Source organism: Flavobacterium sp. W22_SRS_FP1 (assembly GCF_052113685.1).
In the GTDB taxonomy this organism is placed as follows: domain Bacteria; phylum Bacteroidota; class Bacteroidia; order Flavobacteriales; family Flavobacteriaceae; genus Flavobacterium.
The window spans coordinates 22924-45110 of record NZ_JBGQOE010000024.1 but is presented as its reverse complement, the minus strand read 5'-3'; the positions used below and the strand labels follow the sequence as shown (position 1 = coordinate 45110).

Below are 22187 nucleotides of genomic sequence, written 5' to 3'. Positions count from 1 at the left end.
TATCGCGGTTCTTTTTAATAAATGAAAATGCGAAAATAGCTCAGTTGGTAGAGCGCGACCTTGCCAAGGTCGAGGTCGCGGGTTCGAGCCCCGTTTTTCGCTCCAAACCATATTATGCTCGGATGGTGAAATTGGTAGACACGCTGGACTTAAAATCCAGTGAACAGCAATGTTCGTGCGGGTTCAAGTCCCGCTCTGAGTACTAAAGCCTCTTCTTTTGAAGAGGCTTTTTTTGTTTATATAGGGGCTGCTTTTCAAATAAAAATTTAGAAGTAAACTTTAGTTTTTGTTGGTTTTTAAATTAAATATTATCTAATCGAAATATGGCTTCTTTTGTAATTACTAAACGATTTAGCGGAGATTATAAGTTTGAGCTCACTTCTAGAAAAGGGAAAACGATTTTTACAAGTAAAGCATACGAGTTAAGGATGGATTGTGAGGCTGATGTGGAGTATGTAAGATCAGTTTTTCAAAGCTGTGCTTTTGCGAAGTTTAAGACCACTAGCGGAAAATTTTTCTTTAGGGTAGTGGTAGATGATGTGGTTATGGCTACTAGTAGAAAGTATACAACGGAACTAATGGTTCAGAAAGGGATTGACGAAATAGTTAAATATGGCTTCGAAGCGGAGATTTTAGACTTTTCTAATAATGATTTTAAATTTGAGGATTAAAGCCTGTGGAATTTATTTTTAGGCATAAAAAAAACCATCTCGTTTGCACGGATGGCTTTGATTTTTTTTGTAATTTGAAATTACTCAGCAGCAGGAGCTTCAACAGCAGCAGAATCAACAGCTACAGCAGCAGTATCAACAGCAACAGAGTCCATAACTACAGCAGTAGTGTCAGCAGCAACAACTTCTTCAGCAGCAGCGTCAGCTTTTTTACAAGAAACAACAGTCAAAACTGCAATAAATGCTAAACTTAAAAATACTTTTTTCATCTTAATTTAATATAAAGGTTAATTATTAATTCGTCGCAAAGATATACATTTTTTAATACGTTTATAATTTTTTATTTATTTTTTTAAAAATAATATTCCATTTCTTACTTTGCACGATATGTCAGTTAAAACGCAGGAAAATATGGCCTCGAAAATGAGTTGTCTATTTTGAATTACTTGAAAATTGGGATTTTTTTTTTTAAGAGCTACTATTTGGCTTCAGTTTTTTCCACTTCTGAAGTTTGTTTATAATTAATTGATTTTAAATATATTATATTTTTATAAAAGAGTATTGATAAAAATTTTAGTACTACTAAAATTTTGTTTGGCCGTTATTTAGGTGGTAAATTACGTCAGCAAGACAAGGGTTTTTTGTTCTGATTCAGTTGGGAGATGTTTTTGCTTTGCTTAAAGTAAATCGGTGTAAAATACTTAAGATATAGACAAGGAATCTATCCTTAATAGACACCAAACTTACAAGGTTTTCATGATGATGTTTGTTGCGCCTTTATTCATTAATACGAAAGTGCTGCAAATATGTCCTTTTTCATTTCTGAGCGCATCATTTAAGATCAAATCTTTAAATGTGTCATTCAGATCTTTTTTAGTCGAAATAGAGTGACATCCGCCCATATTGACCAAAGCAGTCGCTTCTGCAAAATGGGAATAGTTGGGACCTATAACGATTGGGATGCCAAAAGTAGCCGGTTCCAGTAAATTATGGACACCTGGATTCCCAAAACCTCCTCCCACGTAAGCAATGTCAGCATAACTATAGATTTTTGTAAGAATGCCAATGCTGTCTATTATAAAAACATCAAAATCAGCGAGGTTTTTGCCTTCCATTTCTGAGAACAAAACTGTTTTTTTTGTGATGCTGCTTCTTAGAACTGCTATCTGGTTGTCTTTTATGTTGTGGGGTGCGATAATGAATTTGACATTAAATTCATTTTTGTTGATAAAATCAAGCAATAGCGTTTCGTCTTTTGGCCAGGAACTACCAATTACTATTGTCAGTGTATTATCCTTGAACTGAGAAATGTACTCCAAAGAATTATCTTTTTCTAAAATTGCCGAGACCCTGTCAAAACGAGTATCACCGGAAACAGCTACGTTTGATTTTCCTAGATCAAGCAATAACTTTTTTGAAGATTCATTTTGCACAAAAAAATAGGAGAAGCCGTCCAATGCTTTCCTGTAAAACCCGCCATACCATTTGAAGAACATTTGGTTTTTTCTAAAAATTCCAGAAATCAAATAGGTCGGCGTATTTTTGGCCTTAAGTTCGTTAAGGTAGTTTAACCAATATTCATATTTTATGAAAAACGCCATTTCAGGGTGAACTATTTTTACGAATTTTCTTGCATTTCTTTTAGTGTCAATAGGCAGATAAACGGTCGCGTCTGCAACTACATTGTTTTTGCGGACTTCGTAGCCTGAAGGCGAGAAAAAAGTAATGACAATTTTGTGTGATGGATATTCTGTTTTGATTTTTTCAATTACGGGTAAGCCTTGCTCGTATTCACCAAGTGATGCTGCATGGAACCAGATTGTTCTATCCGAAGCTTTGATTTTCTGTTCCAAAACGACAAAAACATTTTTGCGGCCTTCCACAAAAAGCTTGATTTTTGAACTGAATAAAGCGATTAATTTTAAGAGTAAACCCGTAATTTGCATTACGATGTTATAAAAGAAAAGCATACCGGATTTTTTATTTTGCTAAAATACAGTTTCTTTTGTTTATCATTTAAATCTTCATGCTTAAATTCATATTTTTGTACTTGAGAATTTAAAAATAGCCAAAAGCGGATACTTCGATTTAAAAGATTGAAACAGTTTAAATACAAAATAGAATCGTAGCTATTTTTAGATGCTGTGGAGCTTTTTTAGTTGTGGGGTTAACTGGTTTAAATAAAATATAAATGAAAAAAATCCAAATGGTTGACCTAAAAAGTCAATATGATAAAATCGCGACTACTGTAAATGATTCTATTCAGGAAGTTTTAGATACAAATACTTACATCAATGGGCCGCAAGTTCATCAGTTTCAAAAATCGCTTGAGGAGTATATGGGTGTAAAGCATGTGATCCCTTGTGCAAATGGTACTGACGCATTGCAAATTGCTATGATGGGACTAGGTTTAAAGCCAGGGGATGAGGTTATTACTGCCGATTTTACTTTTGCCGCTACCGTAGAAGTAATTGCTTTATTGCAGCTTACTCCAGTGTTAGTAGATGTTGACATGTATAACATGAATATTTCTATCGAGGGCATTAGACGTGCAATCACTCCAAAAACAAAAGCAATCGTTCCTGTGCATCTGTTTGGGCGTGCTGCAAATATGGAAGCTGTTATGGCTGTCGCCAAAGAACATAATCTATTTGTGATTGAGGATAATGCACAAGCCATTGGCGCTAATTGCAAATTCTCTGATGGTTCTAAACATAAGGCAGGAACTATAGGTCACGTAGGATCTACTTCGTTTTTCCCTTCTAAAAACTTGGGCTGTTACGGTGACGGCGGAGCAATTTTCACAAATGATGATGTGTTGGCTCATACACTGCGAGGAATCGTAAATCACGGAATGTACGAGCGCTACCATCATGACGTGGTAGGAGTGAATTCCCGTTTGGACAGTATTCAAGCGGCCGTTTTGAACGCTAAGTTGCCATTCTTAGATCAATACAACTCCGCTCGACAAGATGCAGCCAGAAAATATAGTTCGGCTTTTGAAGGGAACAAACATATTTTTGCTCCAAGTATTTGTGACATTTGCGACTGTCATGTTTTTCACCAATATACATTGCGAATCATAGATGCTGATAGAGACGCGTTGATGCAACATTTGTTAGCTAAAGGTATTCCTTGTGCTGTTTACTACCCGATACCATTGCATTTGCAGAAAGCGTACACGGATTCTAGATACAATGAGGAAGACTTTCCGGTTACAAATCAGTTGGTAAAGCAAGTGATTTCGCTACCGATGCATACTGAGCTCGATGACGAACAAATAAAATTCATTACCGATAGTGTTTTAGAGTTTTTTAAATAAAGAATATTGAGACGCGATTTATCGCGTTTTTTTATTTACGAATAATACAAGATTGTGATGAATCGATTGCAGCCTTAAAAGAAAACGAAATAAAATGAAAATATTAGTTACCGGAGGTTTAGGTTTTATAGGGTCTCATACTGTTGTCGAATTGCAAAACGAAGGTTTTGATGTGATAATTGTTGATAACCTTTCTAATACTTCATTGGATGTATTGGACGGAATTTCAAATATAACAGGAAAAATTCCGGCATTCGAAAAGTTAGATTTGCGCGAAAAAGACAAAGTACAAGAGTTTTTCAAAAGACATAGCGATGTAGCGGGTGTTATTCATTTTGCTGCTTCTAAAGCAGTTGGGGAAAGTGTGGAAAACCCATTGTTGTATTATGAAAATAACATCAATACTCTAGTTTACATTCTTCAGGAGTTGCAGAAAAAAACCGATGCGAGCCTTATTTTTAGTTCGTCTTGTACCGTTTATGGTCAGGCTGAAATAATGCCAATTACAGAGGACGCTTCAATTCAGGAGGCAATGTCGCCTTATGGCAATACCAAACAAATAGGGGAGGAAATTATCACTGATGTAGCTAAAGTCACTAACGTCAATGCTATCTTGTTGCGTTATTTTAATCCAATTGGTTCTCATCCTTCTGCTGAGATTGGTGAATTACCTATTGGCGTTCCTCAAAATTTAGTTCCATTCATTACTCAAACGGGTTTCGGTTTACGTAAAGAACTGTCCGTTTATGGAGACGATTATCCTACCGTAGATGGTACTGCTGTGCGAGATTACATTCATGTTGTAGATCTGGCGAAAGCCCATGTTGTTGCTTTACAGCGATTACTGAACAAAAAGAATGTCGCTAAAGTGGAAACCTTCAATCTGGGAACTGGAACTGGAAGTACTGTATTAGAAGTGATCAAGGCATTCGAAAAAGTAAGCGGACAAAAATTGCCTTATAAAATAGTGGGTCGTAGAGAAGGAGATATTACCTCGGCTTACGCCAACACTGACAAAGCGAATAACATCCTTGGTTGGAAAGCACAATCATCACTCGAAGAATCCATGGCTAGTGCATGGAAATGGGAGCAGAAAGTGAGAAGTTAAATTTGAAATAAAAAAGGCTGCCATCTGGCAGCCTTTTTTAATCTATTTATGCTCGTCTTTTGCGTCCTCAGCTACCTCTTCAACTTTTGCAGCTCCGGTTTCAATAGCATTGTCAACTCTTGCTGCTGTAGTGTCTGCAGCATCTGACATTTCGTCTTTAACAGCCTCAGTTGCTTCTCCCATTTTATCTTGCGTTTTTTCTTTACAAGAGGTCATCAATGCTAAAACAAAGGCTAAACTTAAAAATATTTTTCTCATTTTTTTAAGGTTTTAATAATTAATGATTCTAAAGAATCATGATTATTAAATGTACAACTTTTTACCCAAAATTGTAATCTATGAAATTAAAAGATAAAAAATTTGCCCAAAGCTTTTTGCGAAGGGCAAATTTGTTCATCATTAATTCCTTATTGAGGGTTTATGCTTTAGCCGTTGCCACTTCTTTATCAATTTTTCCAATCAATCCCGCTAAGACTTTTCCTGGACCTATTTCTGTAAACAAGCTAGCTCCGTCTTTTATCATTTGTTGCACGGATTGTGTCCACTTTACGGGAGCAGTCAATTGTGTAATTAAGTTTTTCTTGATTTCATTTGCATCAGACACAGCAGTTGCCGTTACATTTTGATACACTGGGCAAATGGGAGTGGAGAATGTGGTCGCTTCAATAGCTGCAGCTAATTCTTCTCTTGCCGGTTCCATCATTGGCGAGTGAAATGCGCCACCAACAGGCAAAAGTAAAGCTCGTTTTGCTCCTGCAGCCTTCATGGCTTCACAAGCTTTCTCAACAGCTGATGTTTCTCCCGAAATCACCAATTGTCCAGGACAGTTATAGTTGGCTGCTACCACGATGCCATCGATTGAAGCACATACTTCTTCGACAACATTATCAGCAAGTCCTAAAACAGCCGCCATAGTCGAAGGCTTTAGTTCGCAAGCTTTTTGCATCGCTAAGGCTCTTTGTGAAACTAATTTTAGTCCGTCTTCAAATGATAAGCTACCATTGGCTACCAATGCTGAAAATTCGCCTAAAGAATGTCCCGCTACCATTTCTGGCTTGAAAGTGGCACCTAAAGTTTTGGCCAAGATAACCGAGTGTAAAAACACGGCTGGTTGGGTAACTTTGGTTTCTTTTAACTCTTCGGCAGTACCTTCAAACATAATGTCTGTAATACGAAAACCTAATATAAGGTTTGCTTTTTCAAATAAGTCTTTGGCTAATGCCGAATTTTCATATAAGTCCTTACCCATTCCTGTGAACTGAGCTCCTTGACCTGGAAAAACGTATGCTTTCATAAAATTTGTTTAAAGTTTAAGGTTTTCATGGTATGAATATAAAACCGACTGCAAAAATAACACTTTTTTTAGGAGCGTCGACACTAGTTATTTTTTGGGATATTTATGTACCTGAGCACCGCAATTTCTGCTAGGGTTTTCCTCGAGATTAGAGTATCAAAGAGGCAGTTGAAAACTTTAAAAAATAAAGAAAGCGTTGCTTAACACAACGCTTTTTGCAATAAAATTGCTGTTCTTCTTCAGATAATGTGTTTTTAGGTCATGTTACAGCGTAATTGAATTTACAATTTCTAGCAGCTGATTTTTTAAATCTTCATTAGTTATTCCGTCTTTTACGTCAAAATTTTCATTAAAACTTGGTAAAGAAAAGCTTCCTTTTACCGCTGCGCCTTGAAAAGGAAAACGGTTTTTTGCTATTTCTAAAACGGAGCTTCCGCCTCTTGGTCCTGGTGACGTGGACATTATCAGCGTTTGTTTGTTTTGAAATGTTTCAGAATGTATTCTTGAAGTCCAATCAAAAATGTTTTTAAAAGCAGTTGAGTACGCTCCATTGTGTTCTGCAAAAGAGATGACGAGTAAGTCTGCAGTTCCAAGTTTGTTATAAAAATCTGTTGCCAGTTCTGGAATGCCACTTTCTGTTTCTTTGTCCATGGAATAAATGGGCATTTCATAGTCATTCAAATCTAAAACTTCAACCGAAGCATTTTCAAATTGTCCTGCAGCGTACGCAGCTAATTGTTTGTTGATTGACTTTTTGCTTGATGAAGCGCCAAAAGCGATAATTTTTTTCATAGTTGTTTCTTTATTTAATTTGTAAATGATCCTGAAGAGCATTTAGCCAAAAGTATTTATTAGTTATTCTGTTAAGCACAGGCTAGTTTTACCCAAGGTGTTTGATTAGCATCAAAGCAAAATTGTTTTAATATTCCATCGGTATTTCCATTAGTAAGAATTCCGCATCTGTACTTGCTTTAATATCAAAGGAATTTATATTCCAGATCCCAAAACCATCACGAGTTTCTAATTCTTGGCCAGCAATGTTTAGCTTTCCTGATAGGATGAAAGCGTAAACACCATTTCCTTCTTTTTTTAAATTGTAAGTTGCTGTGACATCTTGGTCAAATTTACCAAGATGAAACCAAGCATCTTGATGGATCCAGACACCGTTATCTTCGGCATTTGGCGAAAGTATTTGTTGTAATTTATTTTTTCTGTCTTCAGGATTTAAGGTGATTTGTTGGTAACGAGGATCCACATTTTGTTTGTTTGGATATACCCAAATCTGTAATAGTTTAGTTCTGTGATCTGCGTTAGGATTAAATTCACTGTGTTTTACTCCAGTTCCTGCACTCATAACTTGGACATCACCACTTTTAATGGTTTCAGTATTTCCCATGCTATCTTTGTGTGCTAAATCGCCTTCCAAAGGAATTGTTATGATTTCCATGTTGTCGTGGGGATGTGTTCCAAAACCCATTCCGGCAGCGACGGTGTCGTCATTTAAAACCCGAAGTGCTCCAAATTGAACTCTTTCTGGATTGTACCAACTTGCGAAGCTAAAACTGTGATATGCGTTTAACCAACCATGGTCTGCATGTCCTCTTGTATCTGCTTTATGTAAAACTGTATTTTTCATGATATGTACTATTTTTGACTTTCTACTTTGCAAATTTACGCACTAAGTCAGTAAAAAGGACTTAATGTAGGTTAAGAAAATAGTGTTCCTTAAAGTGAGTGATCAGTAAGAAAAAGTACATGGGATGCAGTGTTGAAAAAAAGGTGCACAGTCTTGGTTTTAGTAATGGGCAATGAAAGAGTCTTCTAATCAGATTTTATTTTTATGATTTTTAGGAATTGATGATTACTAAAAAATACGGAACACTGAACACTCATTTTCACTGTCTACTGGCAATTACCTTTTTAGTAATTTGGATTTCATTTTACTAAAGAATTCAGGCGTAACGCCTATGTAAGAAGCGATTTGTTTTTGGGGCACTTTTTGAAGCAGTGTTGGGTATTTTATACAAAATTTTTCAAAGCGCTCTTCAGCGGATAAACTCAAATTATCCATCACGGTATGGGACAAGTCTATTTTTTTAGACTTGTCCCTTTTTTTTTTGCCTCGGGAAGCCCCGTTAATACTGGCAATTTTTATTAGGTAAGGGTTCATATCTGCGGTTCGAACTTTTTTATTTTCAAATTGAAAATTATTTGGAAATATCGAACCAATTATTCGTCTTTTGTCTTCAATATTGGATTGAATATACTGATTTCCAATGTTTTTAATCTTTTCTGTGGCGTTTTTGTATAGTTCGAAAACTTCTTTTTCGTTGATAGCCTCCGATTCTTTATCTTTTAATTCGGAGAGGATATTCTCATATCTGGTCTTTGCAATTTGGTATTCTGTTTTGTCAATATCGCCATCAATATAAATATCCTGTAAGCGTTGTAGTTTGGCTTCAATATTTATTACTTTTTCATAATGCTTGGCTCCAAGTTGTTTTTTATCTCTTTCGTTGTAAAGCGCTTCTTTAATTTTATCTTCGAATATTTTCTTTACAGGAGCCTCCATTGAAATTGTTTTTAAATAATCGCCAATCCAAAGATTAACATCCTCCAAAAGATATCTGCTATTGCATGGGCTTACACAGTGATAATAGGAATAATACTTAGAGCGTCCCTTTGAAGTGCTTCCTGTTAATGCATTATTGCACTTTGGACACAATAAAAATCCTTTTAGGGGGTAAGTGTCATTTAATTTTTTATGGTTGGTATGGTGCTTTTTCCTTCTATTGTTTAATATATCCTGCACCTGATCAAAAAGGGCTTTTGAAATCAAAGGTTCGTGTATTCCATTAGCAATGCATGCCTTTTCGTCTTTATAGGCTTTGATGGGAACTCCTCCATAATAGATAGGGTTTTTTAATAAATTTGAAAAGGGAGTTTTAGTAGTGCTTAGCCCTTTTTTATTTAGCTTTTTCATCACCTCAATTTGATTGTATAGGCCTGTACTCATTAATTCGAAGGCTTCCTGAACCAATTTCGCACTCTTTCCCGGAATCAGCAGCGGCTTTTTGGCACTGTCTTTTCCATTTTCATATCCCTTTGGAGCGCTTCCAACATATCTTCCTTCCTTGAAGGCTCTTCGCATTCCAGATATGATGTTTAAGGAACGGCGGTGATTCTCTACTTGCGGGATTGACAGGTATACCGCAAGCATTAATCCTTGCTCTGGAATAGATAAGTCCAAAGGCTGTTCTATTGCATTAACCTCTATGGCAAGTTCATTGAACACTGAAATCATTTGGTAGGATTCGCCAGTATTCCGAGAAAATCGGTCCCATTTAATGAATATTAGCTGATGAACCTCTTTTTTGTTTTTCTTGCAATAATCCAATAGTTTTTTAAACTCGGGACGCTTGAATGTTTTTGCAGAATAGTCCTCTCGGAATATCTCCAAAATGTTCAAGTTATTGGTTTGGCAATAATTGATTAATTTTTGCTCCTGGTCGCGAAGTGAATAGCCTCTTCCAGCTTGTTCGTCCGTTGATACTCTAACGTACAGAATTACATTTTTCATCTGCTCTTTTCTTTAATAAATTTTTTACTGTAACCTCCGCGAAAACGGTCAATAATTTCAAGATTTCTGAAATCTCTTCGTCTGTGTACTTTTTTTTTGATTCTGTGTTTAAAATTTGCTTTGCTTTTTCAAATTCCATGATACCTATAAAAGCGAAAAGGAGCAGGACCTACTCGTTTGTGCTGTTAGGTGATTTAGTGCTAAGGGATGCTTAGGACTTAAATTATTTTTCTATTATTTCTTTTCTAGTATTTGTGACTATTAAATGTTTTTCATTTCTATAGACAACCTCGATTTTTTCATATTTTTTTAGTCCAATTATCTTCCTTAGTTCTCTAGCACTTTTATCTTTAATGTCTTTTTGTGAAGAAACATTCAATGTCATAGTTCCACTAGTATGTTTTGAAATTTTAATTTCTTTTACATCATCATCGTTTAGTGCGGTAAGAATTGACTTCTCCGCTTTGGTGTACAATCCATAATCGAAACTATAAGTATCAAAATTTTCATTTTCAAACAAATTATGCAGAAGCGGCGTAATAGGAATATTTATGAATGTGCTGTTTGCAAATTGGTCTGAATAAAAAGCGTAGTTTTTCTCTTTTTCCTCTAGGCTTACTGCTTTTTCTTGATTGACGATAAGAAATTCTAAATATTCGGATGATTTTTTAACAACAATTGAAACGGCTATCCCTCGAACCAAGACAGAAAATAAAAGAGAGCTTATTTTCTTTAAAAAGTAGCCCATTTCGCTATTAATTATTTCATCTAATTGACTAAAAATATCTGTAGTCATTAAGAGTTGTTTTGCAGTGTCTTTTTGTTCAGCAGGGAAATAATTTATGATTGAATCCACAAAATCTTCTTTTGAAATTGAATCAATTTTATTTACGTCCAACTCTACATTAGAAAATAAAAATTCTTTTAATTCTCTTATAGTTTCAAGGTCTAAATTAAGATTTCGCAGTTCCGCTATAATAGAAAGCCATAAAGCGTCAAATACATTTAGATACACCCACTGTCTTTTTGATTCAAATTCAACAATCTCTTCAGTACTATTGTATAAAAGTCCTTCCTTTTTCCAATTGCTATACACTCTAGAAGAAATACCTAATAGTGAAAGGGGTATTTTCTTTTTAGCAATTTCTGGGTAATATTCAAATAAATCCATAGCGATATTTTAATACACAAATGTAATAAATTTATTTTAAATACTATTTTGTTTTTAAAAAAAATATACATTTGTATTTAATATTTTAGAAAAATGAAAAAAGAACTAAAAAAAAGAACTTCTAATAGGCGCTACCCTATTCGTACATGCAAAAAACCAGACTGCAATGAAGGATTTATACCAACCGATGCTCGGCAAGTTTATTGTTCTGAGCAGCATAGAATTGATTTTAATAATGACCGAAGAAAATTAAAAGAATCAATTGATATATCCTTTTTGAAAATTGTCAAAAAAAACAGAACTGTTTTGCACAAAATTGCCGCAAGTGATTTTTACAAAAAAAACAAATTCGCCCATAAGTCATTATTAGAATATGAAGATTATGATTTTAAGAAATATCACCAAATCATAATTAACCAAAGAACCCAAAATGAGGTTCATATTTGTTATGACTACGGTCTCGAGTTGATAGACCCAATTAATCAAAATTTTTCAATTAATAACACCTTAGATTATGACTTATAGAGAACCAACATTTCAAGAATTATTTTCAAATTCACACAGCCAACACTTAGCCAAGCTTCAATCAGCAAATTTTGTAAACCAGTCACTTGCCAAAAGAGAAATAACTGGAGCGCCTAAAGAAATACCTACAAAGCTTCCAAATCCAAAACCTTATAAACAAGTGGTTTTTGAAAGAAGTTCTGCTAGTGAATTAACAACAAATTACATAAAAGTCAATTGGAGAGTTATGATTGCTTCTGCGATTATCGGCGGTGCGATAGTTTATTTTATTTATCAAATTAATGAGCAGAATAAAAAAAATAAATCGAAAAATTTACTAAACTAAAAATCAATTTATTTCATTATATATCAATATAAATTGATACAAATCATTTCAAATCAATATGTAATTATTTATTATTAAAGGACATTAAATTTGTATTGTATTCCGCGAATTTAATAGGTTGCTTTCTATTGAAATCATTTAAGGATTGACTTAACTATTAAGTCACTTTTTTTGGTAACGGTTTACAGTTTTGTTGTATAAAATTTTCTTTTGACTTCTATTTATGCCCTCTATTCGGCAAACTGCTTTGCAGCTTGTTTCATAATTTCCTAAAGAATTTTATTTATTTCCCATTTGCTTACTTTGCCGCACAATTCAGAAAGATTGCTACCAGAAAGGCATTCGTCAAAATTAGATGGTGGCTGATCGAAAGCGTCATTATCCCTGTATTTTTCTGCCCCCAGCTTAATATAAAGCCATGCTTTTGAAAAAACATACCCATTGCGATTGGATTCAGCGACACTTTTTTCTTCTTCAGAAAAATGATTGAAAACTTTATTTAAGGCTTCTTTTTGACTAATCTCCGTAACTTATTACATATTGGTTAAAAAAATAAATCCTTTTTTGCTAAATGTAACCCTCGTTTCATATTATTCTTGATTCAAAGTCCTTTAATAATTTTTGCAAATCTTTATGTTGCTTTATTAATTACAAATGTGTATTTATTGTCGTAGAGCTTCATGGTAAGGGGCGTTTTGAAATGATGATGTTAAGGTAGAACTTATACTGGTGAGAAGTTAAATGTTTCTGTTCGGTGGACGTTAGTCTTTCATATAGACAAATCCATTGTTGCTGGCAATAGTAATCAGTGGCTGAATACTCTCTTTGTATCGAGTATAATCGAATTCGTTTCTATCGTCAAGATTGGGCAAGATGGTGAGGTATTCCTCTAAGAATTTGTTTTTTGAATTTTGCTGTTTTACGATTTCAAAGGCTGCTTTTTGGAGGTTGAAAAACTTATCGAAATATTTGTCAATTGATGGCAGTTTATCACTTTTAGAGGAATTAAAGCTTTTATCAGTTGGAATTAAATTCCAGATTAAATCATGCGAAACAAAGGCATGAGGTACGAAGTGGTCTAGGGCGTATTTTTTTTCCTCAAAAATCAATTTGTTACCGGTAAATATGCATTCTATCGATCCGAGTTCCTGAAAGACTGGTTTCCAATAGTCATTGGTTTGTTTGGCTAAGGAGCTGCGTGTAACTGATTTGATTAGCTTGTTTGGTATATCCGGCACATTGGGGTTTCTTTTTTGAAGAAACAGCGAGAGATTCCAATAGCAAAAATCCTTGAGTATTTTAGAATTGGATTTGAGGTAGCTTATCCAATCAGGGTTAATGGATATGCTTTCTTTTTCTAAGGCATAGATACATTGGTTGTCAAAATTCTGCGATAATTCATAAATGCTTTTGCGATTTCTTATTCCCGGGAACCAAGGAGAGATAAACCAATGTGGAACATTTAGATCAAAATGATTCAAAATTTCAAGAGTTTGAATTTTATTTGTATTTTCTAAAACAGTATTTATTTTGCTTTTACTTTCATCGATAGTAAGGTTTTCAATTTCTAGTATAGACCTTACGGCCCCCTGGATTAGATCTTGCTTGCCAAAAGAGACATAGAAATAATTTACGGTATACCACGAATTACTTATCATTCTTGTAAAAAGCTTTCTTTTAGGAATGACTGTGTTTCCTTCTTCTACTATTTCGAGAATAGCCAAGAACCAATAAAACTTGTAGGTTGCTGAGGTACTTGCAAATACTGAAGCTAATCTATTGATGGGCAGATTTTCGGAAAAAGGTAAGTTCATAGGTTGGAGTATTGAGTTTTTGTATTGCAATTTCAATTTGCTCAATTTTTTCTAATATTAGCTCAAAAGAGTTTTCCATTTTTTGTCATAAAAACAGGAATAGAAAGGCAACTATTACCGTTTCAAGGCTAATTAATTAACCGAAGACTACTAAGCAAAGTGTTCAATGGGTTAGAGCTACAAGTTTAAGTCATTAGGGGTAGCCTTTAATTAACTAGATTCAATTAATAAATGCAATTCTCAGGGTTACCTTTTTGTTTTTTCGCTATTAATAAGAAAAACAAACGTCATGGAACTTACAAACAACGAAAATGAACAAGCAGTTCAAACTGCAAATGAGACTTTAGAAGGACAAAACGATAATCTATCTACTCAGAAGGTGGAGCGCGTAAAAAGCTTCCGTAAATATGCTTTTGAAAAAGCAGGCTTGAATCGTGGGGATTTCCTTTCCTTGAAAACGTATTTAAAATGGATTAAGGATGGGCATCTCGTTGATGAAACCTACAATGAAAATGAACAACATTTTTTGAAAGAACAAGTTAAAAATAATATTGTTTCAAAAGAAGAGAACAGAGTACAAGTAGATGGAGAAAAAAGAACTGCAGTCGAAGTCTCTAAGCCTTCTATTGAGAAAAAAATTAAGGATTTGAATGATGAAATTCAGCAAACTAGAATTGATTTGGCAGAAAACAGAGTTGAAACGGGCTATCAAGCTGAAAAGTATTATATGTATGCTGGGCTAACGATTGTATTGTCTTTTTACTTGCTTTTTTTCTATGCTTCGGCAATTTATGCTTCTTTTTTTAGAAATGCAGGCACCATGCTCAAAATGGCGGGTGATGACATCGCCTTATACTTGGATAGTATCTTTGATGTAAATGGAATTTTCACCGCTTCACCAGCCTTAATTATTGTTTATCTAGGCGCTTTTATCTTTTTTGCGATAGGATTGATTCCCCATAATATAGAAGGTAAAAATAAAAATGTACTTATAGGACTAGCCATTTTTGGAGCTTTTATGGCCGATACGCTAATGGCTTATAAGATCGATTTAGGAATTCATGATTTGAAAGTAATGGCTGGAATTGCTGATGCGGAATGGCAGTTTTATACCAGTATTAACTTTTATATGGTCCTGCTTTTTGGATTTTGTGCTTATTTGGTCTGGGGTTATATGTTTGAGTTGATGCTCAAAGAAAAAAACAAAAAAACAGGAGATGTAAAAGCCGCTTTAATTATTAAAGGCTTAAAAGAAGAAATTAAAACCTTAAAAAATGAACTTCAAGTTTTAGAAGCTAAAATCATCGAATTAGAAACTCAAATTAAAAATATTTTATCCCAATTAGAACAATTGAAAAAAGACTTGGAAAGTCGAATGCTTAATCCAGATGCCTTATCACAAAACTTAACAAGTTTTTATATGGGATGGCTTCAATACTTGATTGGTACTGACTTAAGCGAAGAAAAAGTGCGATGTGAAGAGACTTTTAATGAATTTATTCAAGCACAGTTTAATCAAAAAAGTAACAGTAACTAATTATTAATTAAACATTTAAAATCAGTATTATGAAAAACTTAATATATACCCTAAGCCTTATTTGTATCACTTCCTTCTTTCTTAACTGTTGTGGTAAAGAAGCAATCAAAATTGAACGAAAACCAACTAACTATATTGTTGTTTTGGATTTGAGTGATCGCATACTTTTACCGGAACAATTAAATAAAGACTTTTATTTGATTGAAAAATATTTTAATGCTTTCCAGAATAATGCAAAGCGTAATTTGGTGTTAAGTTCTAAAGATCGTTTTTCAGTTAGAATCATTCCTCAAAAAAATAGTCCTTTGAATGTGAATCACTATGAAGATTCACTTCAATTGTATCTCGATGAGACCGAGGTTCAAAATAAAAGCAAATCCTTGATCACTCTGGCACAATCTCTTCCTAAAGTACTTGAAAATTTAAAGAAAGAAGCGATTTATGGGAAAACCTCTAATAGCTATTTTGGAGTTGATATATGGGCTTATCTGCATGATAATGGAATGGGATTGAGTAAGTCTGGTTTTGAAAATAAAGTACTAGTTCTTACAGATGGTTTTTTTGATTTTGAGAGCCAAGCCCATGTTATTCAGGAAAAAAATAAATACACTAGTACTCGCTTTCTAAATGAGCTGACTTCATCTAATTGGAAACATTTATCAGAATCAGAAGAATATGGTTTGTTACCTATTCGATTAGAGAAAAACACTAAATGGATTGTGGCAGGTATTTCGGCTAAGAAAACTGACGATATTTTGCAAACAGAGAAAATAACATACTTCTGGAAAGACTGGTTGAAGCAATCTGGAGTAATGAACTCCCAATTTATTTTGAATGGTTCAAAAACTGAAATGACTTCCTCTTTACTTCAGCAATTAAAAGAAACAAACATAAATTAATAATTAAATAATTATCAAATGAAAAATTTAAAAACACTATGTACAATTATAATTTGTACTTTTTATTCTAGTATTAACGCTCAAGAAAAAAAAGCATCACGAGAGGCATTTGCAACATTTGAAATTAGCGATGCAAGAGATAATGGAACCGACATTACTCCAGAAGTTTTAGAAGAAGAAGCTAAATTAGTTCTTTATAAGTCAATGGATGGGGAAGAAATATTGTTTTCTAATTATTGGGCAAAATCTGACTCGCAAAGTTCGGGTCGTATTTATTATGTTGAAAAAGAAGAATTTCCTGAAACTGAAGAGGAATTAAAATATGCTTTGTATCAATTTCAATGGAGTTACAATAATAGTTATGATGATAGAAAGGGTACCGCAAAAATCAAATTGTTTGTAATTTATAAACCACAAGTAATCTATTTTGAATGCACTGTTTTACCAGAGAATTTAGATGTGCTGGTTTATAAAGGTCGCATGGAGGGAGATTTATCAGATTTAGAAAGTAGTATTAAAAAGTAGGTTGATTTGTTTTTTTTAAAGACCGTCTTGGATGGCGGTCTTTTTTATAAATGAAAGCGTTTATTAATATTTGATTTCTTATCACTCGACCATAGTGACAAAAAAATGTTAAATTGCTGCCTTTATAATCATTTTCAAATTTAGTGGTTACCATGGCAGACAAAAACATTTTTTCAAATCTTACTGACCAGGAGTTAGTAGTTAAAATAATAGAAAATTCAGATTATTTGGGTGTAGTTTATAAACGATGCAAGTCCAATTGTTTGAATTTTATGAGAAGAATGTCTAATGGTAGTATTAGTGAATATGAGCTTGAAGATGTTATTCAAGATACCTTTATTATCCTACAAGAAAAAATAATAATAAAGGATTTTCTTCTTACGGCTTCATTTCAAACGTATCTAAACTCTGTTTGTCGTTTTCAGTTATTAAATAAATATAAATCCAATTTAAAAACAGTTGTTTTTGATGATTATGGAAAAGGCGATGTTGACGATGATGAAAACGAAAATTATCAATATGATTCTAATATTACAGATGAGTTGGAACCCATAAAGAATGAAAAAGAATCACAATTTGAAGCTATTGAGAAATCATTAGAAAAAATGAAAAATGCTGGAGGGAGATGTTATGATTTATTAACTCAGTTTTGGTATAAAAAAAGAAGTATGACTGAGTTAACCGCAATTTTTGAATATACCAATCCGGCTAACACTAAAAGTCAAAAAGCAAAATGTCAAGAAAGACTGCGAGTAATGTCTTTTAACGAATTGAACTCAAACTAATGAATACAAAATCGACTATTATTAAAGGGTTAATCCTGCCACTTTTGTTAAAGTCAACCCAAGTGGATATTGCTAGAGTGCCCGATACTTTTTGGGAACAGTTTGCTAGTGATTTAATTCATTATGAAATTGATGCTACCCCTATATATGCCTCTTTATATAAATTAGAATTACAAAATCCGGAGGATGTTTTTGAAAAGCTTTCTGAAGTCTATTCTAGTTTTATTAAAGAACTTGCTGAAGAATATGTTTTAGATAATCAAAGCGAGTTAACTACAAAATTATTAGAAAGTAAAAATGAAACTTTTTTACAGGAAGTTAGTTTTTTAAAAACTATGAAAGCGGTTATTACCAAAGTTGAAAGACAGGAATTAAAAAAAAATGTGCCTTTACTTTATAATCGATTGGTGTTTGAATTAGATGAAGAAACATTAAGGCAAGTTGCAAAAAAGAAAACAAGGGAAGACTTAAGAAATAAGTTTAATAAATGGGATGAAGAATTGGATGAAGAAAACTCCAAATTGCAGAGAGAAAGAAGTAAAAATTTTTCATTTTCGGGTGTGAAATTTTCTTTGGCTGACAAAGATTTAATAGAAGCAAATGAGTCAGAAATTTGTTCTAGTAATAATGAAGACAATGATACTATTCCAAAAGCTAAAGTGATATCCTTGTTATGGATGAAGTATGTAAGTATAGCTGCAATTTTTATTATTGGATTTATGGTTTGGCAACCAAATAAATTATCTATTGACGAGCTTTTTGCTCAATATAATTCGGAGGAATCTATTTATTCGATAGATTATAATAATGTGGCAATAATTTCTGAATCAGGAGGAGTTAGAGGAGGTGAAGTCTTGTTTCAAAATCATACTAAATCAGAAACAGATGAGGCAATGAAAGCAATTGAGTTATTTAAAAATAACAATTATGAAAATGCAAAAAAAATATTAACAGATCTAAATCCAAGAGGTAAAAACAACAATATTCTCTTGTTTTTGGCAATAGCTCAACTAAAAACAAATCAAGTCGAACAAGCTGTTACTAATTTAGAATATCTTAATACAAGATCTAATTATGAATTTGCAAATGAGGTGAAGTTTCATTTGGCACTGGGTTATATCAATCAAAATGAAAAGAGGAAAGCAAAGGATTTATTAGTGGCCCTAGCAACAACAGACAATAAATATTCCAAGACATCACAAGACATTTTAGATAATATGAGATGGTTTTAACACTTGATTTTTTTAAAAGGAAAGTTACTAATGTTTTTTATTTATTAGTGTTTCTACTTGTATTGTATTTTGTTGTTAATTTTTTTTATTTGATTTGGTATATTGCTAATCCAGAAGGTTTTTGGGGATTCAACTATTTTACGGAGTTATTACGAATTGCTATTTTTGTAATATTTATAGTATTTTTTGTGATTTTTATAATTGGTCTTTTGATCTCCTCATTAATTTCAATTTTAAAAAAACAAACTAATAAGAATGAATTAAAACAACTATTTGGAGTTTTATTACTTGGTTTAGTTATTTCAATTTTTAATTATTTTTATTATGCAGGTTTTTCATTATATATTTCGAAAATCCTTTCTGATAAGTATAGTAATCTTAATAAAACAGAGGAATATTTAAAAGATGATAATAAAATTGCAGCATATGAATATGCAAAATCATCATACGAAAAAGAAATAAATAGGAGTGAAATATCAGACTATCTTTTTTTAGCTAAACTTTACAGTAAATCGAATTTTGACCAAAAACAAAAACTAATAAACAAATATTCAGCATTAATAAGTTATGCTTATTGTTTAAAGTTAGAGCCTAAAAGTATTTCGAAATCCGAATCATTATTTAATGCTGGATTAGAATTAATTAATTCAGATTTGGTAAAGCAGGAAAAGGATAATTTATCAATTTTTCCAACACTTTCATTAGCCGAAATTAATTTGCAAAAAGGTAATTATATTAAGGCGGAAAATTATTTCAGCAAACTTTATGAATTAAATAAAAACTCAGACCAAGAAGATCTTTATTACATCATAAACGGCAATATGCTATTTGCTGACCAAGCACTAAGGGTTGGAGATATAGCAAAGACAATGAGACTTCAATTAGATAATCTTAATCTTTATGAAAAAACGGAACTAAGTAAAACCTCATCGGATTATTTAGGCCTACTTTTACTTGCTGTAACAAGTGAGTTATATTTTGAAAATTATGAAAAAGCTTCTGATTTGTTGTTGAAATCCATTCCTATTGCCGAGAAAAAACAAAAGAAAGCTGTTTTTAGTATGTATTTGTCTATAAAAGGCAGTTATTGCTATTCTGCCGCACTAAACAATCGTGGAAATGAATTAATTCTACAGAATAACTGGTGGGAGAACGTTAAAGGATTGTTTTCAGAGAAGCCAAATTTGAACAATGAACTTTTTAAGGAAGCTAAAAAATGTTTTGCAGAATTAGTTCAAATAACGAAATCAAAATCGGGAGAAAATAGCCCTGAGTATCTAGGTAGTTTGAATCAATTAGCAAGTTTTTACGGAGGTATTGGAAATTATGACAAGGCCCAAAAAATATACAAAGAAGCACTGTTTATTTTAAAGCCTAATAAAGCAGCAAATAAAGATCTGTACTACAGTTTATTATTGAATGCCGAATCTGTTGGATTGAATAAAACGTCAAGTCAAACTACTCTTGAGGAAATTGAAGATTATTATTATAAAAAATTATCAGACAATTATATTTTTCTTACTGAAGATGAGAAAGTTAGTTTTTCATTAAATACGGAAAAAAGATTTGATATAATAAACAGTATATATATTACTAAGGGTAATGAAAAATCAGGAGCGAGTTTGTATAATAATATTTTAGCATTAAAAAACATTGCGTTGTATTCCAATCAAAATATTAGGGAATATTTAAATATTGCTAATGCTAGTTTGAAAAAAAACTATTTGAGCCTTTTACAAGAAAAAGAAAAATTGCTTTATACTAATTTGAACTCAAAAGAAATTGAGTTTAATTTAAACCTAAAACAAAAAAGTTTAATTGAACAAATTACTTCTGATCCAAATTATCATTTTATAGACCCTAAAGCTATTAAATGGTGGGATATAAAGAATTCGCTAGATTCAAAAGAAGTTGCAATTGAAATAATAAATATACCTTTAAACAAACCAGGAAAGAATGATAGAGGTTATTTTGCATTATTTATAAAGAATAATTCTAACGTTCCAGAAGTTATCCCATTGTTTTTAGAAAGTGAATTGTCAAATGTTTTAAATCAGAAAGGGAATACTGAAGTAAGAATAAATTCTATTTATCAACAGAACAAAGAAGTATTAATTAATTTGATTTGGAAAAAGATAGAGAATAAAATAACCCCTAATGACAAGGTTTATTTATCAGTAAGTGGGTTGCTTCATACCATTTCTTTTCCTGCATTATTGAATGAAAAGAAAGTTGATGTTACTTACCTTGGAAGTACAAAAGAGCTTATTGCAGCAAAAAAAGAAGTTACAAAAAGCAGCAATATTGCATTGTTTGGTGACATAAATTATGGTGAGAATAAAAATGGTGAGAATTTAAAATCACAAAACAGGAATGGAACAAATAAGGCAAAGTACACCTTATTACCATATTCTAAAAATGAAGTTAATGGGATAAAGTTAATTTTTGAAGATGCATCTGAAAAGAAAATTTCTCTTTTCTCCCAGAATGTAGCTTCTGAAGAAAATTTCAGACAACTTAATTTCCAAAAATTTGATATAATTCATATTGCTACGCACGGATTTTATGATTCTTTTGGTAATCTAATTAGTGGGAACAATGATGATAGTGTAGATAATGTTCTGTTAAAAAGCGGATTGGTTTTTTCTAATGTAAACAATAAGTCTGCAAACACTAAAAATGATGGTCTTTTGAATTCTTTTGAGATTTCTCAATTGGATTTATCTGGAGTTGATTTAATTGTTTTGTCGGCCTGTGAAACAGGTTTGGGCTCTATTAAGGGAAGTGAGGGTATTTTTGGACTTCAAAGAGCATTTAAATTGGCGGGTGTAAACTCTATGATTGTTAGCCTATGGCAAGTTCCTGACAAGTCTACATCAGAATTAATGGTAAGCTTTTATAAGTTTTATCTGGACGGGTTTTCAAAAAAAGAATCATTGTTTAGAGCTCAAAAAGAAATTAAAAATAAATATAAACTTCCGTTTTATTGGGCTGGTTTTATGCTTGTTGAATAAATGAAAAAACAAAAAATATGGCTAGAATTATGATTTCAGTACTTGTTATAGCAATAGTATTAATCGTTTTTGGAGCTAATGATGCTGCGCAGGAACTTTATTGAATGGAATGCTTTCATTTGTTAAATATATTTTTATAATTGATGGGATTGCGCTTGTGCTTTTAATTTTGTGGTCATCCAATAAATAATAATTTATGAGTTTTGTGACACTATATTATCAAATATATACTTGACTATTCATAAGTGCACCAATATTCAATGCAATCAATTAAAAAATCAGTTCAAATGTAAAATGTTTTTTTTGTAGTAATAAGTTTATGACATTTATATACATTTGAAATAACCAAAATACATTAAGGGAGCCGATGTTGTTAGTAAAACAC

At 32.6% G+C, this 22187-nt stretch carries 20 protein-coding genes and 2 tRNA genes; 13 read left to right on the top strand and 9 right to left on the bottom strand.

Features of this window, described 5'->3' with window-relative positions; all coding sequences use genetic code 11:
* Window positions 1-29 precede the first annotated feature (29 nt).
* The 3 genes from ACEN2H_RS12560 (at window position 30) to ACEN2H_RS12550 (ending at window position 671) form a co-directional block, all read left to right on the top strand.
* A tRNA-Gly gene (locus tag ACEN2H_RS12560) sits at window positions 30-105 on the top strand.
* 11 nt (window positions 106-116) lie between these two features.
* Window positions 117-202: transfer RNA gene (locus ACEN2H_RS12555), tRNA-Leu, on the top strand.
* 121 nt (window positions 203-323) lie between these two features.
* Window positions 324-671, top strand: coding sequence for a DUF1508 domain-containing protein (locus tag ACEN2H_RS12550; RefSeq protein ID WP_441732880.1), 348 nt, complete (start codon window positions 324-326; stop codon window positions 669-671).
* Between the two features lie 80 nt (window positions 672-751).
* Here ACEN2H_RS12550 and ACEN2H_RS12545 read toward each other — a convergent pair whose 3' ends face one another.
* Both ACEN2H_RS12545 and ACEN2H_RS12540 read right to left on the bottom strand, forming a co-directional pair.
* Entirely contained in the window at window positions 752-940 is a 189-nt protein-coding gene (locus tag ACEN2H_RS12545) for a hypothetical protein (RefSeq protein ID WP_441732878.1), read from the bottom strand.
* A gap of 474 nt (window positions 941-1414) precedes the next feature.
* Window positions 1415-2641: a 3-deoxy-D-manno-octulosonic acid transferase gene (locus ACEN2H_RS12540; RefSeq protein ID WP_441732876.1), complete on the bottom strand. Its 1227-nt coding sequence runs from the start codon at window positions 2639-2641 to the stop codon at window positions 1415-1417.
* A gap of 221 nt (window positions 2642-2862) precedes the next feature.
* Here ACEN2H_RS12540 and ACEN2H_RS12535 point away from each other — a divergent pair, with 221 nt between their 5' ends.
* Both ACEN2H_RS12535 and galE read left to right on the top strand, forming a co-directional pair.
* Window positions 2863-3993 (top strand): DegT/DnrJ/EryC1/StrS family aminotransferase, encoded by a 1131-nt coding sequence (locus tag ACEN2H_RS12535; protein ID WP_441732875.1) that lies wholly within the window; start codon window positions 2863-2865, stop codon window positions 3991-3993.
* Between the two features lie 94 nt (window positions 3994-4087).
* The gene (gene galE / locus ACEN2H_RS12530; RefSeq protein ID WP_441732873.1) at window positions 4088-5101 is read left to right on the top strand and encodes a UDP-glucose 4-epimerase GalE; all 1014 of its coding nucleotides are present in this window, start codon (window positions 4088-4090) and stop codon (window positions 5099-5101) included.
* Between the two features lie 42 nt (window positions 5102-5143).
* Here galE and ACEN2H_RS12525 read toward each other — a convergent pair whose 3' ends face one another.
* From ACEN2H_RS12525 to ACEN2H_RS12500, 6 genes are all read right to left on the bottom strand, one after another.
* On the bottom strand, window positions 5144-5359 hold the full coding sequence (locus ACEN2H_RS12525) for a hypothetical protein (RefSeq protein ID WP_441732872.1): 216 nt from the start codon (window positions 5357-5359) through the stop codon (window positions 5144-5146).
* Between the two features lie 160 nt (window positions 5360-5519).
* The gene (gene fabD, locus ACEN2H_RS12520) at window positions 5520-6395 is read right to left on the bottom strand and encodes an ACP S-malonyltransferase (RefSeq protein WP_441732870.1); all 876 of its coding nucleotides are present in this window, start codon (window positions 6393-6395) and stop codon (window positions 5520-5522) included.
* 264 nt (window positions 6396-6659) lie between these two features.
* A complete protein-coding gene (locus ACEN2H_RS12515) occupies window positions 6660-7187 on the bottom strand; it encodes an NADPH-dependent FMN reductase (protein WP_441732868.1) in 528 nt (175 codons plus the stop codon).
* Window positions 7188-7314: 127 nt separating this feature from the next.
* On the bottom strand, window positions 7315-8031 hold the full coding sequence (locus ACEN2H_RS12510) for a pirin family protein (protein ID WP_441732866.1): 717 nt from the start codon (window positions 8029-8031) through the stop codon (window positions 7315-7317).
* A gap of 276 nt (window positions 8032-8307) precedes the next feature.
* Window positions 8308-9975: a recombinase family protein gene (locus ACEN2H_RS12505; protein ID WP_441732864.1), complete on the bottom strand. Its 1668-nt coding sequence runs from the start codon at window positions 9973-9975 to the stop codon at window positions 8308-8310.
* 223 nt (window positions 9976-10198) lie between these two features.
* Entirely contained in the window at window positions 10199-11146 is a 948-nt protein-coding gene (locus ACEN2H_RS12500; RefSeq protein WP_441732862.1) for a hypothetical protein, read from the bottom strand.
* A 93-nt stretch (window positions 11147-11239) separates the two neighbouring features.
* Here ACEN2H_RS12500 and ACEN2H_RS12495 point away from each other — a divergent pair, with 93 nt between their 5' ends.
* On the top strand, window positions 11240-11671 hold the full coding sequence (locus tag ACEN2H_RS12495; RefSeq protein ID WP_441732860.1) for a hypothetical protein: 432 nt from the start codon (window positions 11240-11242) through the stop codon (window positions 11669-11671).
* On the top strand, window positions 11661-11996 hold the full coding sequence (locus ACEN2H_RS12490) for a hypothetical protein (protein WP_441732859.1): 336 nt from the start codon (window positions 11661-11663) through the stop codon (window positions 11994-11996). Before ACEN2H_RS12495 ends, ACEN2H_RS12490 begins: the two co-directional genes overlap by 11 nt.
* A gap of 761 nt (window positions 11997-12757) precedes the next feature.
* On the opposite strand, the gene ACEN2H_RS12485 is transcribed toward ACEN2H_RS12490, so the two are convergent.
* Window positions 12758-13810, bottom strand: coding sequence for an HNH endonuclease domain-containing protein (locus ACEN2H_RS12485; RefSeq protein WP_441732857.1), 1053 nt, complete (start codon window positions 13808-13810; stop codon window positions 12758-12760).
* Window positions 13811-14099: 289 nt separating this feature from the next.
* Between ACEN2H_RS12485 and ACEN2H_RS12480 the strand changes: the two genes are divergently transcribed.
* The 6 genes from ACEN2H_RS12480 to ACEN2H_RS12455 all read left to right on the top strand — a co-directional run bounded on the left by ACEN2H_RS12480 (window position 14100) and on the right by ACEN2H_RS12455 (window position 21802).
* On the top strand, window positions 14100-15347 hold the full coding sequence (locus tag ACEN2H_RS12480; protein WP_441732855.1) for a hypothetical protein: 1248 nt from the start codon (window positions 14100-14102) through the stop codon (window positions 15345-15347).
* Window positions 15348-15376: 29 nt separating this feature from the next.
* Complete coding sequence (locus ACEN2H_RS12475; RefSeq protein WP_441732853.1) at window positions 15377-16246, top strand: hypothetical protein; 870 nt, start codon at window positions 15377-15379, stop codon at window positions 16244-16246.
* 18 nt (window positions 16247-16264) lie between these two features.
* Window positions 16265-16771 carry a hypothetical protein gene (locus ACEN2H_RS12470; protein ID WP_441732851.1) on the top strand — a complete coding sequence of 169 codons (507 nt, stop codon included), beginning with the start codon at window positions 16265-16267 and terminating at the stop codon, window positions 16769-16771.
* Between the two features lie 152 nt (window positions 16772-16923).
* On the top strand, window positions 16924-17556 hold the full coding sequence (locus ACEN2H_RS12465; protein ID WP_441732849.1) for an RNA polymerase sigma factor: 633 nt from the start codon (window positions 16924-16926) through the stop codon (window positions 17554-17556).
* Window positions 17556-18788, top strand: a complete 1233-nt coding sequence (locus tag ACEN2H_RS12460; RefSeq protein WP_441732847.1) for a hypothetical protein — start codon at window positions 17556-17558, stop codon at window positions 18786-18788. The genes ACEN2H_RS12465 and ACEN2H_RS12460 overlap by 1 nt, the downstream gene beginning before the upstream one ends.
* Before the next feature lie 89 nt (window positions 18789-18877).
* Window positions 18878-21802: a CHAT domain-containing protein gene (locus tag ACEN2H_RS12455; protein ID WP_441732845.1), complete on the top strand. Its 2925-nt coding sequence runs from the start codon at window positions 18878-18880 to the stop codon at window positions 21800-21802.
* The last annotated feature ends 385 nt before the right edge of the window (window positions 21803-22187 follow it).

Bases quoted from the DNA above. Each gene is read 5' to 3' on its own strand.
- ACEN2H_RS12485 (WP_441732857.1), bottom strand. From the start codon at position 13,810: ATGAACTTACCTTTTTCCGAAAATCTGCCCATCAATAGATTAGCTTCA.
- ACEN2H_RS12505 (WP_441732864.1), bottom strand. From the start codon at position 9,975: ATGAAAAATGTAATTCTGTACGTTAGAGTATCAACGGACGAACAAGCT.
- ACEN2H_RS12535 (WP_441732875.1), top strand. From the start codon at position 2,863: ATGAAAAAAATCCAAATGGTTGACCTAAAAAGTCAATATGATAAAATC.
- ACEN2H_RS12490 (WP_441732859.1), top strand. From the start codon at position 11,661: ATGACTTATAGAGAACCAACATTTCAAGAATTATTTTCAAATTCACAC.
- ACEN2H_RS12550 (WP_441732880.1), top strand. From the start codon at position 324: ATGGCTTCTTTTGTAATTACTAAACGATTTAGCGGAGATTATAAGTTT.
- ACEN2H_RS12475 (WP_441732853.1), top strand. From the start codon at position 15,377: ATGAAAAACTTAATATATACCCTAAGCCTTATTTGTATCACTTCCTTC.
- ACEN2H_RS12480 (WP_441732855.1), top strand. From the start codon at position 14,100: ATGGAACTTACAAACAACGAAAATGAACAAGCAGTTCAAACTGCAAAT.
- ACEN2H_RS12460 (WP_441732847.1), top strand. From the start codon at position 17,556: ATGAATACAAAATCGACTATTATTAAAGGGTTAATCCTGCCACTTTTG.
- ACEN2H_RS12470 (WP_441732851.1), top strand. From the start codon at position 16,265: ATGAAAAATTTAAAAACACTATGTACAATTATAATTTGTACTTTTTAT.
- galE (WP_441732873.1), top strand. From the start codon at position 4,088: ATGAAAATATTAGTTACCGGAGGTTTAGGTTTTATAGGGTCTCATACT.
- ACEN2H_RS12545 (WP_441732878.1), bottom strand. From the start codon at position 940: ATGAAAAAAGTATTTTTAAGTTTAGCATTTATTGCAGTTTTGACTGTT.
- fabD (WP_441732870.1), bottom strand. From the start codon at position 6,395: ATGAAAGCATACGTTTTTCCAGGTCAAGGAGCTCAGTTCACAGGAATG.
- ACEN2H_RS12465 (WP_441732849.1), top strand. From the start codon at position 16,924: ATGGCAGACAAAAACATTTTTTCAAATCTTACTGACCAGGAGTTAGTA.
- ACEN2H_RS12515 (WP_441732868.1), bottom strand. From the start codon at position 7,187: ATGAAAAAAATTATCGCTTTTGGCGCTTCATCAAGCAAAAAGTCAATC.
- ACEN2H_RS12500 (WP_441732862.1), bottom strand. From the start codon at position 11,146: ATGGATTTATTTGAATATTACCCAGAAATTGCTAAAAAGAAAATACCC.
- ACEN2H_RS12495 (WP_441732860.1), top strand. From the start codon at position 11,240: ATGAAAAAAGAACTAAAAAAAAGAACTTCTAATAGGCGCTACCCTATT.
- ACEN2H_RS12540 (WP_441732876.1), bottom strand. From the start codon at position 2,641: ATGCTTTTCTTTTATAACATCGTAATGCAAATTACGGGTTTACTCTTA.
- ACEN2H_RS12525 (WP_441732872.1), bottom strand. From the start codon at position 5,359: ATGAGAAAAATATTTTTAAGTTTAGCCTTTGTTTTAGCATTGATGACC.
- ACEN2H_RS12510 (WP_441732866.1), bottom strand. From the start codon at position 8,031: ATGAAAAATACAGTTTTACATAAAGCAGATACAAGAGGACATGCAGAC.